Below are 18,098 nucleotides of genomic sequence, written 5' to 3' on the forward strand. Positions count from 1 at the left end.
GATCCCGCAGCAGGGTGCCTGCTTCGGTCCGGACCAGGCAGGTCCGCCGGCCGATGCCGGACTCCGGTTCGCGATGCGGGCGGTGGATTCCCGGTTCCGGTTCTTCGCGGACCAGTTCGTGCGGGAGGGCCGCCAGTTCGTCCATCGTGGTCCGCCCCTGCCCGGAGGCGCGGACGTATTGTCGTTCGTCCGCGCGGATCCGGCAGATCCCGGCGGGCGGCTTTTCGGTGTCCGGGTGTTCGACCCCGCACGTTCGGCACAGCCAAACGGTCGTGCGGCCACTCTGGTATCTCTCCTCGACTTGAGGTCAAGGGCTGACCGCCGTCGTCACGGCGCGGCCTGCCGCCACTGTTCGGCGGCCTCGATCATGTCCTGCCGGATGTGCTGAAGCCAGTGACTGGTCGCGAGCAGCCGGGCGCCGACCACGGTGTCCCCGCCGAACAGTTCGGCGCCTTGGCGGGTGAAGCCTGCCCACTGGGCGATGCCTTCCATGCTGGCCAGCCATGCCTGCTGCCACACGTCGTCCTCGATCAGGTAATGCTCGCGGCGGCCGTTCCGCTCGCGGCGCAGCATGCCCCGTTCTTCGAGCCAGCCCACCGCCTTGGAGACCGATGCCGGGCTGACGCGCAGCCGGGCGGCGAGTTCGGCCGCCGTCCGGCTGCCCGACTCGGCGGTGAACAGGCAGATCAGAACCCGTGCCATCATCGACGGCATCCCGGTCTGGGCGGCCATCCGCGCGAACCGCGTCTCGAAGTCGCTTCGGGTCTGCGGATCGGCCGCGGCCCGGGGAGGGGGGACCGGCGGCGCGGCGGGGGCCCGGCGCCGCGCCCGCAGCCGGGCGGCCTGCTCGGCTCGGTCGGCCCGGTAGCCGTGTGCCCCGCCGTTGCGGGCGACCTCGCGGATCACCGTCGACTTCGACCTGCCCAGCCTGCGGCCGATCTCGGCGTAGCTCAGTCCGTCCGCCACCCCGGCCGCGACGCGCAGTCGTTCCGGGTAGCTCAACCTGCCGGATGGCATCAGATCGTCTCCGCCTTGCTTGTCCCAGAGCCCGTCCGGTGCATTCATCTTCAGGCCAATGCATCGATAGCAGGGCTTCTGCCTGCGTATATGCAGATTCTGTGTTTGCGGCTCACTAAAACATCGTCCTACTGTTTCCCGCAAGAGGTTCACGGGAAGGGAGCTGGCGATGACCAGCACACTGCCGGTCGAGCGTCCGGCCGGCCTGCCGTTCGACCCGCCGCGCGGGCTGGCCGAACTGCGCGAGAAGAGTCCGCTCAGCCGGTTGGACTACCCGGACGGCCACGCCGGATGGCTGGTGACCGGGCACGCCCTGGCCCGCGAGGTACTGGCCGACCGCCGGTTCAGCGCGCGAGCCGAAGTGCGGCACCTGCCGATCTCCGGTGCTCCCGCCGGCGATCAGCCTGCGCCGCCGGGCATGTTCGCCAGCATGGACGCACCCGAGCACACCCGCTACCGGCGGCTGCTCGCCGGCCAGTTCACCGTCCGCCGGATGCGCCGGCTGACCGAGCGGATCCAGGCCGTCGCGGACGGATGCCTGGACGCCATGGCCGAGCGCGGCAGCCCGGCGGATGTGGTCCCGGCCCTGGCGCGGCCGCTGCCGGCGCAGACGATCTGCGAACTGCTCGGGGTTCCCTACGCCGAGCGGGACCGGTTCCAGCAGCAGGCGCTCACCCTGTTCCGGCTGGACAGCACTCCCGAGCACACCCGCGCGGCCTACGCCGCGGTCCACGGCGTCATCGGCGAACTGGTGGCAGCCAAGCGAAAAGCCCCCGCCGACGACCTGCTCAGCGACCTGACCGGCAGCGATCTCACCGACACCGAACTGGTCAACATCGGCTTCACCTTGCTGGGCGCGGGCCTGGACACCACCACGAACATGCTCGCACTGGGCGTCTTCGCCCTGCTCGAACATCCCGGCCAGCTCGCGCTGCTGCGCGCCGATCCTGAGCTGGCCGGCAACGCGGTCGAAGAACTGCTGCGCTACCTGAGCATCATCCCGTTCACCGTGCGCACCGCGCTGGAAGACGTCGAACTCGCCGGCGAACAGGTGCGCGCGGGCGAGTCGGTCACCATCTCGCTGCCCGCCGCCAACCACGACCCCGCGCACTTTCCCGCACCGGACGACCTCGACCTGCGCCGCAAGCCGAGCGGGCACGTCGCCTTCGGCCACGGCATCCACCAGTGCCTCGGGCAGCAACTCGCCCGCGTCCAGCTGCGGGTCGCCCTGCCCGCTCTGCTGACCCGGTTCCCGTCGCTGCGCCTTGCCGTGCCTGTTTCGGAGATCGCGATGCGCACCGACATGCTCATCTACGGCGTGCACCAGCTGCCCGTCGCGTGGGAGGCCTGACCTGTGGCGAAAGGGTGCTCGGTCCTGCCCGGGATGCGCGCACAAGGGGCGGGCCGCATCGTCATCGTCTCCGGTCCCGGCCCGCTCGACTGATCCGGTTCGCCCGGTCGAGCCGGGCCGACCGGGCTTCCCCGCCGCGCAGGCGAGGCACGCCCGGCCTGCCCCGCCTCGCCCGGGCTGCGAGCCCGGCCGGATCTGCGACGATGGTGACGATCGTGTCGACGACGGGAGCGCTGATGGACGAGTCGAGCCGCCGGGATCCGTGGCGTCCGGGCCAGGACTGCCAGGCGGTGGCCACGGCCCGCTCGCTGGGCCAGGACGTGGACAAGATCCACGGGGACGCCTGGGGCGTCGTGGGCACCTTGGGCGACAGCGTCTGCTACCTCGGCGTCACGGACAAAGTCGAGGCGATCCACGAAGCACTGGCGCGCCGGATCCGCGAGCGCGACCTGCCCGTCCGGCTGCTGGCCCCGAACTACTCGGGCGGGATCTCGGACGGCCAGCGCAACGGCACGCCGCAGATGCGGTACTCGCTGATCGGCCGCGAGACGGCGAACGACGGGCTGTCGCTGCATTTCGAGGGCAGCGAGATCCGGGGAGCCGTCGCCGTGGTGGCCTGCGACAAGCCTCCGGTCGGGGCCACGGCGGCGATCCTGGAGCGCGACGTGCCCGCGGTGGTGGTGTCCGACGGGTCCATCCGGCCGGGCACGGACCCCGAGACCGGGGAAAGGATCGACCTGGTCAGCTGCTTCCAGGTCGCCGGGGACCCGGACGCGGCCAAACGCGAGCGGTGGGCGCGCAACGCGTGTCCCGGGCACGGCAGCTGCGGCGGGATCTTCACCTACAACACGATGCAGTCCTTCATCGCCGTGCTGGGGCTGGAGCCGCTGCACATGGTGTCGCCCGCGTCCGAGGATCCGCGCCGGACCGGGGAATTCCCCGGACAGATCGTGGACTGCCTGGAAATCATGACGCAGCGGGGGATCACGCCGCGGCGGCTGGCCGCCCCGGTCGCGTTCCGCAACGCCGCCGTCGTGGCGATCGCGCTGGGCGGCTCGACGAACGTGGTCCTGCACGCGCCGGAGATCGCCCGCGCGGCCGGCCTCGACTTCTGGTCCGAGGTCATGACGCAGCAGGAGTTCAACCGGCTCTCCCGGACCGTCCCGGTGCTCGTCGACGCCCGGCCGTTCGGGCAGTACAGCATGGTGGACATCGACGAGGCCGGCGGCCTCCAGGCGGTGGTGGCGGAACTGCTCCGGCACGACCTGCTCGACGGCTCCGCCCTGACCTGCACCGGAGAGACGCTCGCCGAGCAGGTCGAACGGCTCGCCCCGCCCGCCCCGGACCGGCGGGTGGTCTTCCCTGTCACCGAGCCGTTCAAGCCCACGGGCGGCCTGCGGCTGCTGTCGGGCAACCTCGCCCCCGACGGCGGTGCGGTGATCAAGCTGGCCGGGGTCGAGACCGGTGTCGTCGACGGACGGTTCGAGGGACGGGCGCGGGTTTTCGACAGCGAGCAGGCTCTGCTGCGGGCGCTCGTCGAGACGCCGGACGAGTTCGCGGACCGGGACATGGTCGTCATCCGCTACGAAGGGCCCAGGGGCGCTCCGGGCATGCCCGAAATGCTCGACCCGACCTCCCGCATCACCGCGCTGTGCCGGCGGAAAGGCATCTCCGTCGCGCTGATGACCGACGCGCGGTTCTCCGGAGGATCGGTCGGCCTGGTCATCGGGCACGTCGGCCCGGAGGCCGCGCTCGGCGGACCCATCGCCCTCGTCGAAGACGGCGACACGATCACCGTCGACCTGAACACCGACACCCTCGAGTGCGCCGAACTGGCCGACCCCGGCGTCCGGCAGGCTCGCCTGGCGAAGTGGCACCAGGCCGCCGAGGCGAACGGCGGCGTCCACCCGCTGGTCCGCCCGGTGACGTCCCGCCTGCTCCGCCGCATGCGCGCACTCGCCGCCTCCGCGATCGACGGGGCGGGGATGGCGGAGGTCGTTTCCTGATCCGGCCGAATACGAGGGGGCGGCGGGGGAGCAGCCCCGCGGTGTGAAAGCGAAGGTCTCCTCGCCCAGGGCGGCGAGGAGGCCTTCATCCCTCCACTATGGACTCAAAAGCGCGCGGGACGTCACCGGCATTTCACGACGCCGTCGGAGATCGCCACTCCGCCGACCGTGCCGTCGGCCGCGGGAGTGAACTCGAAGCGCCAGCCCGGCTTCTCCGCGACGGGCGGCTCGAACCGCCCGGCCGCGCCGAGCTTCAGACCGCGCGCGTCGTACGCCTTGTGCAGGTCGGCCAGCGGCGATCCGACGCCGATGCCCTCCGCGGTCCTGGCGTCGGGCGGCGCGCCCAGCTCGTGCAAGCCGTTCTTGCCGAACGACGCGCCGCCTGCCGCGGCGAACGCCTTGTCGCGCTCCTCCCGCTTGCCCGCCAGGCCGGCACTCGCCAGCGCGGAGTCGGCCGCCAGCCTGGCCTGGTCCGGCGCAGGACCGCCCTGCCAGCTCAGGACCGTGCAGCCCTCCAGCGCGGACACCGGCGCGCTGGCGAGCTTCCCGGTGGCGATGCCGCGATACCCGGCCGCACCGAACACCTCGGCGTGCGCGGCGGTCTCCGACGAACACGCCGCCAGTCCGGCGACAGCGGCGATCGCCACGGCCGCCCGGCCGATGGACAGGACAAAACCCTGGTGCGTCTGATTCCCCTCGTACCGGACCCAATCTCACGGGCCGTCGTTCCCGGCGCACCGAGATGTCCGGCAACCGACCGGACCCGGAGGACGTTTCCCCATTGATTACCGGGACGGCGGAACCGAGCGATCTCACGATGACCCCCATGCGCAACAATGGATCTCGGCATGGTGAAAAACGCCCAGCCGATCGCATGAACGCGGCGCTTTTCGTGTCGTGACAGTCTCTTTCCCGGCCGATTGCAGTCTCCTTCCGCTCGCCGGCAACCGAAGACCCGATCATGATCGCTTTCGGTTCCCGGCACGACGGCCCGGCCTCCACCGGCTGGTGCGGCTGCCCGGCGGCCGCGAGGTCGTGTTCGCCCGTCCCCGGCGATCGTCCGCGCCGGGAGGGAATGACGCGAGTGCGCCGCACACCCCCTCGTTTTCGCGATTTCCGTTCGCGGCCGCCGGTCCTGGACCTCAGGTAGCCGCGCTGGGAGCCGCCCCCGTCCCGCTTGCCCCGGCGGCCCGCGGCGCTCGGCTGCCCCCTGCGGCCGATATCCTTCGAGGCCGAGATCAGCCCCGCTGCGAGCAGAACGATGACGACCCCACCCAGGATGACGAATGCTTCCAGCATGATTCCCCCCGTTGGCCCGCTGTTCTCCCTCATGGTCCGATGCCGCCACTCTAGGCCGGTCCGGGGCCGGCGGCGGGAAACTTGCGGATTGCTGAGGCTCGGCAGAGCGGAATCGAGGGTCCGCGGGAATATTCCTCGCATTCCGGAACACCGAACCGCTGCGGCGGAGTGCTTCACGACCCCGTGCTTCGAGCGGCCGGAGCGGAGATAGATCCGTACCCCTACGGTCCGGTTCCCGGATTGCGACCGCGCGGCCGGGCACCGGAAGGTGACTTTCCAGTCCTAGGAAAGGAAACCGCTGTGAAGAGACCCCACCGGACACTGGGCTTGCTGGCCGCCGGGCTGGCCGTCCTCTCCGCACCGCTGCTCGACGGCACGGCCCAAGCGGCACAACCGGCACAACCGGCACACCCGGCTCCGAACGCCGCCGCGGTGGCCCCGACCGGAGACACGCACATCCCGCCCGCCATGCGGCCGCAGTTCTACCACGGGCAGGACAGTTCGGTCGCGGAGTTCCCGTTCATCATCGCCGGGCTGCGCGAGGGCGGCCCGCGTCCGCAGGGCCAGACCTGCACCGGCTCGGTCGTCGCGCCGCGCAAGATCCTCATCGCGGCGCACTGCAAGGCCTCCGAGGGCAAGAAGACGTTCCTGTACGGCCTCGACGACCTGAACGCGGGCGGCGGCACCCGGCTCGGCGTCGTCAGTTACGAGACCCACCCCAAATACGTGAACTTCGACCAGGGCTACGACGTCGCGATCGTCACCACGGACGCGGACATCCCGGTGCCGAACGGCCAGTACGCCAAGGTGGCCACCTCCGCGGACACCGAGCTCAACCAGCCCGGCAAGAACGGCGTCGGCGTCGGCTACGGCAAGAAGGACTTCAACGACGACTCGCGGGACGTCACCGTCGACAAAGCGACGCTGCCGATCCGCGAGGGCTCGAACTGCCAGGGCGTCGGGGCCGGTTTCCAGGACGCCACGATGATCTGCGCCGGCTACTCCAACGGCGACCCGACGATCCTGCCCGGCGACAGCGGCGGCCCGCTGATCGTGGACGGCAAGGTGGTCGGCGTCGCTTCGTGGAGCCGCAGCGACTTCAAGTGGTACAGCGTCTACGGCAGGCTCAACAACGACATGGGCGACTGGGTCGCCGAGCAGATCGGGAACGTCGGCAACGACAGCTTCTCCCTCGGCGTCAGCCCGGGTTCGGTCCAGGTCGACCCGGGCAAGTACATCTCGGCCACGGTCACCAGCCAGGCAGGCGAGAACGGCGCCGAAAAGGTCGATCTCACCGCGTCCGGGCTCCCCAGCGGCGCGAAAGCGACCTTCCAGCCCGCCGGCATCACTTCGGGCGGCACCGCCAAGCTGACCATCGAAACCGCGGCCAGCACCCCCGAAGGCTCTTACCCGGTCACGATTTCCGGCAAGGGCGCCACGGACACCGCCACCCTGAAGCTCACGCTCACCGTCGGCACGGGCGCCCCGGCCGATGACGTCAAGGTCGCCGTGACGCCCGGAAGCGGCTCGGCCGGAGCGGGTTCGTTCAGCAGCGTGACCGTGTCGGCGACCGGCGGGACGGGCTCGCTCAAGCTGTCCGCCTCCGGTTCCGGGCTGCCGATCGCCCCGTTCTTCAACCCGCAGGCCGTTTCCTCCGGCGGCAGCTCGACGATGCAGGTGGTCGCGCCCTTCCAGGCGGGCACCTACCCGATCACCGTCACCGCCACCGACGGAAACGGCAAGAGCGGCAGCGCCACCTACACCCTCACCGTCCGGTGACCGCACGGTGCGCCGCGGCCAGCCGGACCGCGGCGCACCGTCTCCCCGGGTCAGAAGGTGATCGAGAATCCCTCGATCGAACCGGTGTCGAACCGGTTCACGTCCTTGACGCTCAGCTTCCACGTTCCGTTCGCCGCTTCCGCGGAGGCGTCCACGGTGTAGGTGGTGTGCACGCCGGCCGCCTCGCCGATCCCGCCGGACTTGCGCAGCGAGTACACCTTTCCGCTCGGGCCGACGAGGTCTGCCGCGAGGTCCGCGGTGTAGGTGTGGGCGATGTCCACCTTCACCGGGAGGGTCGCCGAGGCCTTGCCGTCGCAGCTGTCCTGGGTCACCGAACTGGTCACCGCGGCGCCGGCGTCCGGAATGGCCACCGGCGTGGTGTTCGACTTGACGCCGCACTTCGGGGCGGGCCCGGTGCCGCCGATGAAGGAGACATTCAGCAGTTTGTTCGGCGAACCGCTGCCCGCGTTCTTGATCACGCCGCCGACCGCGCCGGACACCAGGGCGTCTTGCGTCTGCTGCGCGGTGGCGCCCGGGCTGGCGGCGAGGTAGAGCGCTGCCGCGCCGGTGACGTGCGGCGTGGCCATCGACGTCCCGCTCATGTTCGCGGTGCTGCCGCTGGACAGCCCGAGGGACGTGATGTTGTTGCCGGGCGCGAAAATGTCGGTGCAGGAACCGTAGTTCGAGAACGACGCCCGGTTGTCGTTCTCGTCGGAGGCGTTCACCGTGATCGCCTCCGGCACGCGGGCCGGGCTGGTGCCGCACGCGTCGGTCGAGGAGTTCCCGGCGGCGACGGAGTAGACCACGCCGGAAGCGATGGACTTCTTGATCGCGTCGTCGCCGGCCCCGACCTGGTCCATGGTCAGGCTCATGTTCGCCACGGCGGGCTTGGCCGCGTTCGCGGTGACCCACTCGATCGCGTCCACCGCCGCGGAGTCCGGGCCGTTGCCGGAACAGTCGTTGCCGAGCACCTTGAGCGCGACGATCTTCGCCTTCTTCGCCACGCCGTAGGTCTTGCTGCCGATCGTGCCCGCGGTGTGCGAACCGTGCCCGTTGCAGTCGATGCCGTCGCCGCCGACGAAGTCCTTGCCGACGCTCGCGCGACCCTCGTACTCCGGGTTGTCCGGCTTGATCCCGGTGTCGAGGTCGTAGGCGGTGACGCCTTCTCCGGTGTTGGGGTAGGCGTACGCGTGGTCGAGCGGCAGGTTTTTCTGGTCGATCCGGTCGAGGCCCCAGGTCGGGTTCTGCTGGCTGCCGGCGATCCTGGCGGTGCCGTCCTCGTAGACGGTGCGCACGGCCGGATCGGCGGCGAGCCGGCGCGCCTGCCGGTCGGTCATCCCGCGCACGGAGAACCCGCGGAGCGCGACCGAGTAAGTCGAGCGGACTTCGCCGCCGTAACGCTGCGTGAGCGAAGCCGCCGAGGATTGCCCGCCGTAAGCGTCCTTGAGCGCCACGATGTATTGGTCGCCATAGTGGTGTTTCGCCGCTACCACGGTGCCTTCGGCCGCCTGTGCCACGCCCGCCGTGCCCAGCGCCGCCGCGCCGAACACGGCGAGCGCCAAAGCCGTCGTTGCCTTTCCGCGCATCTGGAACTCACCCCGAAACTTCTCGATTTCCTGTGACGGAGAGCCACAGAGCCACCACTCTTCGGCTGCCCGCCCGGTCCGAACAAGCGAGGCTGCGGTCCGTAGGACTACGTAACTATTGGCCCGCGGCCGCCGGTCCTACGAAAGTCCGGTAACCGGCCGCGCGGGTTCCGTGCGCACGCGGCGCGACCTAAACTCCGTTCACACGAGAAGGATGGTTTGGGTGCTGTGCCGCTTTTTCCGGGATCGGGAGGCCATGGTGCGCGACGACGCCGCGGCGGGCGCCACCGTGCTCGTCGGCCGGGCCGAGGAACTGCGCTCGCTGGTCGCGGCCAGCACCCGGCCGCCGTCGGTCGTGCTGGTCGAGGGCGAGGCGGGCGTCGGAAAGACCCGGCTGGTCACGGAATTGCTCCGGCACCGCGAGCTGACCGGGCGCCGGGTCCTCGCCGGGGGCGGGCAGGCGATGCGCGAGCCGTTCCCGCACGGCGCGGTGCTCGAAGCGCTGCGCGACGCCGACCGGTACCTGCCCGACGCGCGACCGCTCAACGGCGTCACCGGTGCGCTCCGCCCGTATTTGCCCGAACTCGGCGCGCACCTTCCCCCGACCCCGGCCTCGCTGGGCGATCGCCGAGCCGACCAGCACCGGCTCTTCCGCGCGGTCCGCGAAGTCCTCGACGCGCTCGGACCGGTGCTGCTGGTGGTCGAAGACCTGCACTGGTGCGACGACGGGTCGCGCCGGCTGCTGCGGTTTCTCCTGGCCGAGCCGCCGAGGGACACCAGCCTGCTGCTGACCTGCCGCAGAGCGGAGGCCCCGGGCGGCGTCCCGCTCGGCAGCGCCTTCCGGCCCGCGGCCGGCGTGACGAATCTGGTGCTGGAACTGCGTCCCCTCGACGCCGAACAGACTCGGCTGCTCGCCGGCGAACTGCTCGGCGGCAGCGTGTCCGCCGAGTTCGCCGCGCTGGTGCACGAGCGCACCGCCGGCATTCCGTTCGTCATCGAGGAAACCGTGCGCACGCTGGACGCGCAATCCGCCGCGCACGCCGACCGCATGACCGCGCGCCGTGTCCTCGACAGCGTCGCTGTGCCCGCGCGGCTCCGCGAAGCCGCGCTCGAACAGCTTTCCGGTCTTCCGGCACCCGCGAGACGGATCACCGAGACCGCCGCAGTATTCGGCGCGCCCGCATCCGCGCAACTCCTCGGCGCGGTGGCGGGGCTGCCGCCACCGCGGGCCAGACAAGCGCTCGTACTCGCGCTCGAACGGCACGCACTGGTCGAACTGGCGGATTTCCACTACGGCTTCCGGCACACGCTCGCGCGACAGGCGGTGTACGACGCCATCCCCGGCCCCCATCGGCAAGAACTGCACCGGCGCGCGGTTTCCGTGCTCTGCCGACAGAATCCCGTGCCGCTGGCGCGATTGGCCCAGCACAGCCGAAAGGCAGGCGCGATAGCCGACGCGCGGCGCTACGGAGAGGCCGCCGCGGACGCCGCGACCTCGGCCGGCGATCTCTCGACCGCGACCGAACTGCTCTGCACCCTGCTGTCGGAACCGGGACTCGATTCCTCCGATGTGGACCGGATGGCGGTGAAGCTGAGCGAGCTGGCGAACTACGGCACCGCCCAGCACGAGGTGGCGGGCGCGCTGGAACGGCTGCTGTCCGACGACCGGCTGTCCCGCACGCACCGCGGGCAGATCCGGCTCAGCCGCGGGCTGCTGCTGATCCGCCAGGCCGGCGGCATCGAGGCGGCCCGCACCCAGATCGAGCTCGCCGTGCACGAGCTCGGCCACCGGCCCGATCTCGCCGGCCGCGGCATAGCGGTGCTGGGCCAGCCGTGGTTCGGGGCCACCCCGGTCGCCGAGCACCTGCGCTGGCTCGCCCGGGTGGACGAGGTCGTCGCGAACACGACCGATCGCACCCTCGTGCTGACCCTCCTGGCGAACTGCCTCCCGTCCCGGCTCCAGATCGGCGACCCCGGCGCGCTGGCGGCGATGGACGCCGTCCCGACCGCGGTCTCGTCGGCCGAACAGCAACGCCAGCTGGCCCGGTTGCACGCCAACGTCGCCGACGCGTGCGCGTGGATCGGCCACCACCGGCGCGCGGGCAGCATGGTGCGCAGCGCGATCGAACTCGCCTCGAACTGCGGCGCGCCGTACCTGATCGGCATCGCACGCTCCACCGGCGTCCACACCGACTGGCTCACCGGCCGCTGGAACGGGCTCGACGAGAAGGCCCGCTCGCTGCTGGCCGAATACCGGCAACTGCTGCCGATGAGCGGCGAGCTTTCCCTGGTGCTGGGACTGCTGGCGACCGCGAGGGGGGAATGGGACCGGGCCACCGCCCATTTCGCCGCGGTCGGCCCCGACGAACCGGAGAACGCGGTGACCCCCGTGGTGCTCGCCGCGCACGCCGGAATCGCGGGCATGCTGCTGTCGCACTCCGACGACGAGGCTGCCGTGGCCCGCGCGGACCTCGGGCTGGAACTGTTGCGCGCCAAAGGAGCCTGGTCCTGGTCCGGCGAGCTGCTGCCGGTCGCCGTCGAGTCGTACTGCCGCATCGGCCGCATCGGAGCCGCCGCCGCGCTGGTCGCCGAGGCCGTACAGAAGATCCGCGACCTCGACGCACCGCTGGCGGCCGTCTCGCTGCTCTTTTGCCACGGCGTCCTTTCCGCGCATCGTCACGACCACGCGCGCGCAGCGAAGTTCCTCCGCGAAGCAAGCGACGGCTACGACCGGCTGCCCGCCCCGTATCCGGCTGCTTTGGCCAGAGAACAGCTCGCGCGCAGCAAGCTGACGATGGGCGAACCGGGGGCCGCCGAGGCTTTCCCGGCCCTGGCAGAGGAATTCGCCCGCCTAGGCGCGACCCGGGCCGCCGCCCGCTGCCGCCACACCCACCGCGCGACTGGAGCCATAACCCCGTCTCGGCGCGGCAGACGGGGTTACGGCAACGAACTGTCACCGCGCGAGCAGGACGTCGCGCGGCTTCTGGCGGACGGGCATACGAATCGGGAGATCGCCGAGGTGCTGTTCCTTTCCCGCCGTACGGTGGAGCAGCATGTTGCCAGCGTGCTGCGGAAACTCAAGCTCACCTCGCGCGGGGAGCTGGCTGCTGCCGTCCGGTGAATCGCCAGACGCGACGACCGGCGGGCTCCGGTCGGGGCCGCGAAGTGCTCCACGCCCGGTTCTCGCTGATCAAGTGCGGTCAGTCCGCGCGCCGGGTGTCCCCGTGCTCGGGGAGCTTGCGGCATAGTGCGAAACCGTCGTCGTGCCGAGTCCCAGGTGCTGCCAGTTCGGCACCACGAGGCTCTTGGCCCGCGGTTCGACCCGAAAAAGAAAACCGGCCGTCGAGCTGTTCAGGTATCGCCCCGTTCGACACCCCGGCACCGCTCTGGCCGCGGCCTTGCGGCTCGTCGCAGTCCAGGGCCGGTGATGACGTGCGGTGCCGGCGGTTCGCGACAACGGTCTCCCGGCGTCGTTTCTCGGGTGTCGTTCGGCAGCATCGTGGTTCCCCGATACAAGTGCGCGGATCATCGCGGAAGCGAAGTGTTGTGGCCAGGCCGGAGCAACCCTGACCACAACACGCCAGCAAACGGCCGTCGCTCGGTGCCGGCGTCGGCGGAAGCTCGAACTTGCCGCAGCCGGGGATGAACGGGGTGCGCGTCGGACGCGTTGAGGTCGTAGGACAGCCAGACCGTGCCGTACGGGCAGTCGCTGATCGAGTTGATCGCCAGGCCCCGGCGCCCGGGACCGCGGCGGCCGCCGCTATCCGGAAGAACCGGCGCGGCGGGCGGCGTCATGGGCGGGCTATTTCGGCGTGTAGCACTGGATCCCGGTCTTCCAGTTGCCGTCCTGGGTGGGGGTGGCTCGGCCGCCGGTGCAGAAGCGGTCGCCGGAGCCGATGCCGGCGACCGCGGAGTTCATCGCCGAGTCGATGGTGGTGCCCGCGCCGAGGTAAGGCCAGAGCAGGTACTGGTCGACGTCGATCTTGGGCACGTAGCACCTGATGGACATCACGAAGCCGCCGTCGACGGTGATCGAGTCGCCGAACGCGGAGCACATCGTGGTGCCGGGCCCGCCGGACTTGCGGGCGATCTCGAGTGCGGCGGCTTCCGCGGAGTCCGCGGTGTTGCCGCTGGCTCCGAAGCTCCAGTAGAGCATGTTCTGGGTGCTGAACGTGGGGATCTGGCACGACATGCCTGCCTCGTAGCCGAATCCGATCGGGGTTCCTCCGGCGGAGACGCCAGCGCAGCGGGTTCCGCCGTATGTCGCCTTCAACGCTTGGACGGCCGCCACCGCCTTGTCCACGGTCGAGCCGTACGCCCGGTAGACCCAGTTCATCGTGTCCGCGGCCGAAGCGGCCGTCACTCCGGTCAGTGTCGTGGTCGCGACCATAGCCGCCACGGCACACCATCTCGTTGTCCGGCGCACCAGCGCTGTCCTTTCTCAAGCCCTGTCGAACATGACAAGGGCAGGGTCGCCGACTCCCGGCCGCGTCCGCCACGGCAGAAATGCCTGCGGCAGCAGGGCCCGAACGGCCCAGTGCGCTCCGCCGCCTGCGCCGAAGCTCGTCCTGGCAGGGCGAACTCGCCGTGATGGTGGCTCCAGGACTTCGCGGGCGGCGATTTCGCCGCTGATTTCTGTCGCATCGACGCTTTCGATATTCGGGTTCGGAGCGCGACGGGTGCTCCGGCAGCGTCGACGGGTAGTTCCGGGCCTTCGGCGACGGTGGTGTCGTGCTCGGCGACACCGCTGCCGGACTCGGAAACGTTCGTCCCAAGTGGACACACGGCCAGCCCGGCCGGCCGGGCTGGGCGCGCCGCGTCCGGCACCGCCGCTGCGCCGTCCGGGTGCGGGATTGCGACAAACGTGAACCTACCTTCGTCGGTGTCGCCCTTGCCCGAATCTGTTCGAGAATCACGAACCTGAGGTTGATCACGTTCCGTTTCGACGACGAGACGGCCCGGACCGCCGATGGCCGCGGTCCGGTCACCCGACGCCCCAGGGAGGGGATGCCTCCGCAGCTAGCCGAGCCCGGCACCGGATCCGGAGGCCCGGATGCGGACTCCCCATCCGGTGCACGTCCTTTCTCTCCCGTTCCGCGCAGGAGGAAACACATGCGATCGACACGTTTCAGGCTGAGCGCTCTCGCCGTCGGCTCGTTCGGCGCGCTGGCCCTCGCCATGACCACCGTGCCCGCCGCGTCCGCGGCGGCGACACCGGCCGCGGTCATGAACAGCCTCGGTTCCGCCACCGGCGGGCACTACCTCGACGACAGTGGCGCTTCGGTCGTCACCGTGCTGAACAACGCCGACGCGGCCAAGGTGCGCGCTTCCGGCCTGAACGCGAGGGTGGTGAAGTACAGCCTGGGCCAGCTCGGCTCGGTGAAACAGCAGCTGGACGCCACCGGCGGTGTGCCCAGCGCCGGCTGGGGCCTCGATCTCGCCCGCAACCAGGTCGTCGTCGACGTCTACGACGCCACCCCGAAGGCGGAGAAGGACGCGCTGCTGGAGACCGCCCGCCAGCACGGCGACATGGTCCGCGTCGAACACCATCCCGGCGCCATGTCGTTGTTCATCAAGGGCGGCGACCAGATCAGCAACGGCCAAGCGTCCTGTTCCAACGGGTTCAACGTGGAGAAGGACGGCAAGAAGCTGCTCCTTTCCGCCGGCCACTGCGAGAAACTCGGCGGCGGCGGTCCGTGGAATGACGGCAAGACCGTCGACGCGGTGTTCCCCGACGAAGACAACATGCTCGTGGAGAACGCTTCGGGCGAGGGACCGAGCGAGATCAACGACGGCACCAAGATCACCGAGTTCGCCGACGCGACGGTGGGCGAGCAGATGAAGCGCGCCGGGATCACCTCCGGCGTGACGTCGGGCAAGGTCACCAAGGTCGACTACACCTTCGAAGCGGAGGGCTACACGGTCTACCACGAGTTCTGCACGACCGCGCACTCCGACCACGGAGACTCCGGCGGTCCGGCCTACGACGGGGGCAAGGGCCTCGGCACCCTCTCCGGCGGAGACACCCAGACCTCGTGCTTCTTCCCGGCCACGCTGTCGGCGAAGAGGTACGGCGTGACGCTGCCCAAGTCCTGACCCTCGGGCGCTGTCGGGAGGGGCCGGAGCAGGTCCCTCCCGGCGGCCGCACTCGTGTGTCGTGACAAGGAAGGCCAGTGCCGTCGCCTGGATACCTGATGCGGTCCCGCGCGATCGGCAGCCGTCGAACCGGGCGAGCGCTTCGATTTCGAGTGCCGGGGCACCGGATTCGAGAACCGCGCGTGCTTCCCGCCATGCGGCGTATGCGGCTTCGGGGGCCGCGAAGCCCGGTTGGTCCCGGGCGCAGACGGCGAGGAAGGCTTCTGCGGAGTTCCGCTGCTTGATCGCCTCCTCGGCTCGTGACACGCGCCGCGTGCGGTCGTCGAATTCCGGCTTGCCACGAAGAGGACACGGCCGGCGGCTCGACGTTCCTCGCCCTCGGCTCGCTTCGCTGCTTGAGTTGCGACGTTCACCGCGAACTCGGCGGCTCGGGTCTGGGCCTTCGCCGCATCGGTCGGTTTCTTCGACGATTTTCGCCGCCGTACGTTCTTGAGCGGCCAAACACGAGGCGCGCCGCTCGTCCAGTGCGCGCTTGCGTCCGACCCGCTTGCCCAGTCCTTCCTTCTGCCCGACCATCTCGGCAGTGAGGCCGGTCAGTGCGCGAGATGGCGCGCCCGAGGCCGAGCGGTTTCTCGGTCGTCGGGGCGGTTCTCTCGCGGCGGCGGTTCATTCCGTGACCTACCCGACGGCTTCCGCCGTCGTTCTGGACTTGCAGGTCCAAAATTGGATTTCTATCCTCGCTGAGGTGCCGTCCGAAACGGGCGGATGCCAGGAATTCTTGCCGAGACAGGAGAAGTTCGCCATGGGTCCGGCCGGCAATGACAAAGCTGGGCCGGGAATTCGCCGAGACTCTTTCGAAGAAAGACGCCGGGGCGCTCGCGCCGTTCCTTTCCGAGGACGAGCCGGTGCGCGGGCGGGACACGGCCGTCGCGGTGATCGCGGAGCAGGTCCACGGGCTGGCGCCGCCCGGCGGGAAGCTCGCGCCGATCCGCACCATGGCTGGCTGCGAACTGTCCGGCGGCAAGATCGCTGCGTGGCGGGACTACCCGGACCCGGCCTACGCCGCGACCCTGCTCCAGGCCTGACCGAAAACTCACGAGGGACGAGGAAATGCACGCAGTAGCAGTGGAAGAATACGGCGGGCCGGAAGTATTGCGGTACCGCGAATGGCCCGATCCGGAACCGGCCGCCGGGGAAGTGCTGGTGGACGTCGAGTTCGCCGGGGTCAATTTCATGGACACCGGGTCCCGGGCGGGGTTCGGCCTAGCCGGGCAGCCCCCGCTGATTCCCGGGGTCGAAGGGGCGGGCCGGATTTCCGCACTGGGCGAGGGGGTGACGCATTTCGCGGTCGGCGACCGGGTGGCCTGGGTCGGCGTCTACGGCAGCTACGCCGAGCGGGTGGCGGTTCCCGCGGCGCGGGCGGTGCCGGTGCCGGACGACATCCCGAGCGAGGTCGCGGCCGCGACGATGATGCAAGGCCTCACCGCGCACCACTTCGTCACCGAGTCCGCGCCGCTGGCGGCGGGCGAGATCGCGCTGGTGCACTCGGCCGCGGGCGGGGTCGGGCGCACCGTGACGCAGCTGCTGAAACTGCGCGGGGCGCGGGTGATCGGCCTGGTGTCGCGGGAGGAGAAAACCGCCGCGGCGAAGGAGGCCGGCGCGGACGACGTGCTGGTGTCCTCCGGCGGCGACTTCGTCGAGCGCGTCCTGGACCTGACCGGCGGCGAAGGCGTGCACGCGGTCTTCGACGGCGGCGGTTCGGCGACGTTCCAGTCCTCGCTGGAGGTGCTGCGCCGGTCGGGGACGCTGGTCTACTTCGGGCCGCTCAACGGCGACATCCCGACCGTGCGGATGCTCGATCTGCCCAAGAGCGTCAAGCTCACCTACGCGGTGTACGCCGATCACATCGCGACGCGGGAGTTGCTGCTGCGGCACACCGCCGACCTGTTCGGGAAGATCCGCGAGGGGCAGCTGCGCATCGACGTGAGCCGCCGCTACCCGTTGCGGGACGCGGAACAGGCGCACCGCGACATCGAATCGCGGCGCACGTCGGGCAAACTGCTGCTCGCCGCGCGATGAAACTGTCCGACGGGACGGACATCCCGCAGCTCGGCCTCGGCGTGCTGTTCGTCCCGGACGGCGAAACCGAGCAGGTCGTCGGTGCCGCGCTGGAACTGGGCTACCGGCACGTCGACACCGCGCAGCTCTATCACAACGAAGCCGGGGTGGGCCGGGCGCTGGCCCGCTCCGGCCTCGCGCGGGACGAGCTGTACGTGACGACGAAACTGCACAACGGCTTTCACGAACCGGCCAAAGCGAAGGCGTCCCTGGCGGAGTCGCTGGAGAAACTCGGCCTCGACCGGGTGGACCTGTTCCTCGTCCACTGGCCGCTGCCGACCCTCTGCGGCGGGGATTACGTCTCGACCTGGCAGGCGCTGATCGAACTGCGCGAGGAGGGGCTGACGACCTCGATCGGGGTGTCGAACTTCCAGCCCGCGCACCTCGACCGGATCGTCGCGGAAACCGCGGTCGCGCCGGTGGTGAACCAGATCGAGGTCCATCCCTATTTCGCCAACGAGACCGTGCGCGCGGCGACCCGCCGGCACGGGGCGCTCGTGGAGGGCTGGTCGCCGCTCGCGCGCGGCGCCGTGCTGACCGATCCCGCGGTCGCCTCGATCGCCCGCGAGCGCGGCCGGACGCCGTCGCAGGTGGTGCTTCGCTGGCATCTGGACCGCGGCGACGTGGTGTTCCCGAAATCGGCGAACCGCGCCCGGCTGGCGGAAAACCTGGCCGCGACGGAGTTCACGCTGTCCCCGGCCGAGCGCGCGCGACTGGACGCGCTGGACCGCGGGGAAGCGGGGCGGACCGGCCCGCACCCGGACACCCTCGACGTGATTCCCGGCTGAACCCCGCACAGCGCCCGGACAGGCGAGCCCTCGCCTGTCCGGGGCGGCTGCGCGGACG

12 protein-coding genes are annotated in these 18,098 nt (G+C 70.6%); 8 read left to right on the top strand and 4 right to left on the bottom strand.

Features of this window, described 5'->3' with window-relative positions; translation table 11 throughout:
• Positions 1-327 precede the first annotated feature (327 nt).
• A complete protein-coding gene (locus tag BM362_RS23935; protein ID WP_067587810.1) occupies positions 328-1,017 on the bottom strand; it encodes a GbsR/MarR family transcriptional regulator in 690 nt (229 codons plus the stop codon).
• 169 nt (positions 1,018-1,186) lie between these two features.
• On the opposite strand from BM362_RS23935, the gene BM362_RS23940 reads away from it, so the two are divergent.
• Positions 1,187-2,368: a cytochrome P450 gene (locus BM362_RS23940; protein ID WP_093574606.1), complete on the top strand. Its 1,182-nt coding sequence runs from the start codon at positions 1,187-1,189 to the stop codon at positions 2,366-2,368.
• 215 nt (positions 2,369-2,583) lie between these two features.
• The gene (locus BM362_RS23945; protein WP_232791818.1) at positions 2,584-4,374 is read left to right on the top strand and encodes a dihydroxy-acid dehydratase domain-containing protein; all 1,791 of its coding nucleotides are present in this window, start codon (positions 2,584-2,586) and stop codon (positions 4,372-4,374) included.
• Between the two features lie 122 nt (positions 4,375-4,496).
• On the opposite strand, the gene BM362_RS23950 is transcribed toward BM362_RS23945, so the two are convergent.
• Positions 4,497-5,021 (bottom strand): hypothetical protein, encoded by a 525-nt coding sequence (locus BM362_RS23950; RefSeq protein WP_244287257.1) that lies wholly within the window; start codon positions 5,019-5,021, stop codon positions 4,497-4,499.
• Between the two features lie 952 nt (positions 5,022-5,973).
• Here BM362_RS23950 and BM362_RS23955 point away from each other — a divergent pair.
• Positions 5,974-7,452: a trypsin-like serine protease gene (locus BM362_RS23955; RefSeq protein ID WP_244287258.1), complete on the top strand. Its 1,479-nt coding sequence runs from the start codon at positions 5,974-5,976 to the stop codon at positions 7,450-7,452.
• Positions 7,453-7,502: 50 nt separating this feature from the next.
• Here BM362_RS23955 and BM362_RS23960 read toward each other — a convergent pair whose 3' ends face one another.
• Entirely contained in the window at positions 7,503-9,038 is a 1,536-nt protein-coding gene (locus BM362_RS23960; protein ID WP_093574607.1) for a S8 family serine peptidase, read from the bottom strand.
• A 259-nt stretch (positions 9,039-9,297) separates the two neighbouring features.
• Between BM362_RS23960 and BM362_RS23965 the strand changes: the two genes are divergently transcribed.
• Entirely contained in the window at positions 9,298-12,159 is a 2,862-nt protein-coding gene (locus tag BM362_RS23965) for an ATP-binding protein (RefSeq protein WP_244287259.1), read from the top strand.
• Between the two features lie 681 nt (positions 12,160-12,840).
• Here the strand turns inward: BM362_RS23965 and BM362_RS23975 are convergent.
• On the bottom strand, positions 12,841-13,437 hold the full coding sequence (locus tag BM362_RS23975) for a hypothetical protein (RefSeq protein WP_143132469.1): 597 nt from the start codon (positions 13,435-13,437) through the stop codon (positions 12,841-12,843).
• 713 nt (positions 13,438-14,150) lie between these two features.
• Here BM362_RS23975 and BM362_RS23980 point away from each other — a divergent pair.
• The 4 genes from BM362_RS23980 to BM362_RS23995 all read left to right on the top strand — a co-directional run bounded on the left by BM362_RS23980 (position 14,151) and on the right by BM362_RS23995 (position 18,040).
• On the top strand, positions 14,151-15,134 hold the full coding sequence (locus BM362_RS23980; RefSeq protein ID WP_067587488.1) for a S1 family peptidase: 984 nt from the start codon (positions 14,151-14,153) through the stop codon (positions 15,132-15,134).
• A gap of 818 nt (positions 15,135-15,952) precedes the next feature.
• A complete protein-coding gene (locus tag BM362_RS23985) occupies positions 15,953-16,219 on the top strand; it encodes a hypothetical protein (protein ID WP_093574610.1) in 267 nt (88 codons plus the stop codon).
• A 25-nt stretch (positions 16,220-16,244) separates the two neighbouring features.
• Positions 16,245-17,213, top strand: a complete 969-nt coding sequence (locus tag BM362_RS23990) for a quinone oxidoreductase family protein (protein ID WP_093574611.1) — start codon at positions 16,245-16,247, stop codon at positions 17,211-17,213.
• Positions 17,210-18,040 carry an aldo/keto reductase gene (locus tag BM362_RS23995; RefSeq protein WP_093574612.1) on the top strand — a complete coding sequence of 277 codons (831 nt, stop codon included), beginning with the start codon at positions 17,210-17,212 and terminating at the stop codon, positions 18,038-18,040. Before BM362_RS23990 ends, BM362_RS23995 begins: the two co-directional genes overlap by 4 nt.
• Positions 18,041-18,098 lie beyond the last annotated feature (58 nt).

Origin of the sequence: Amycolatopsis rubida (genome assembly GCF_900115345.1) — a bacterium.
Lineage (GTDB): Bacteria > Actinomycetota > Actinomycetes > Mycobacteriales > Pseudonocardiaceae > Amycolatopsis > Amycolatopsis rubida.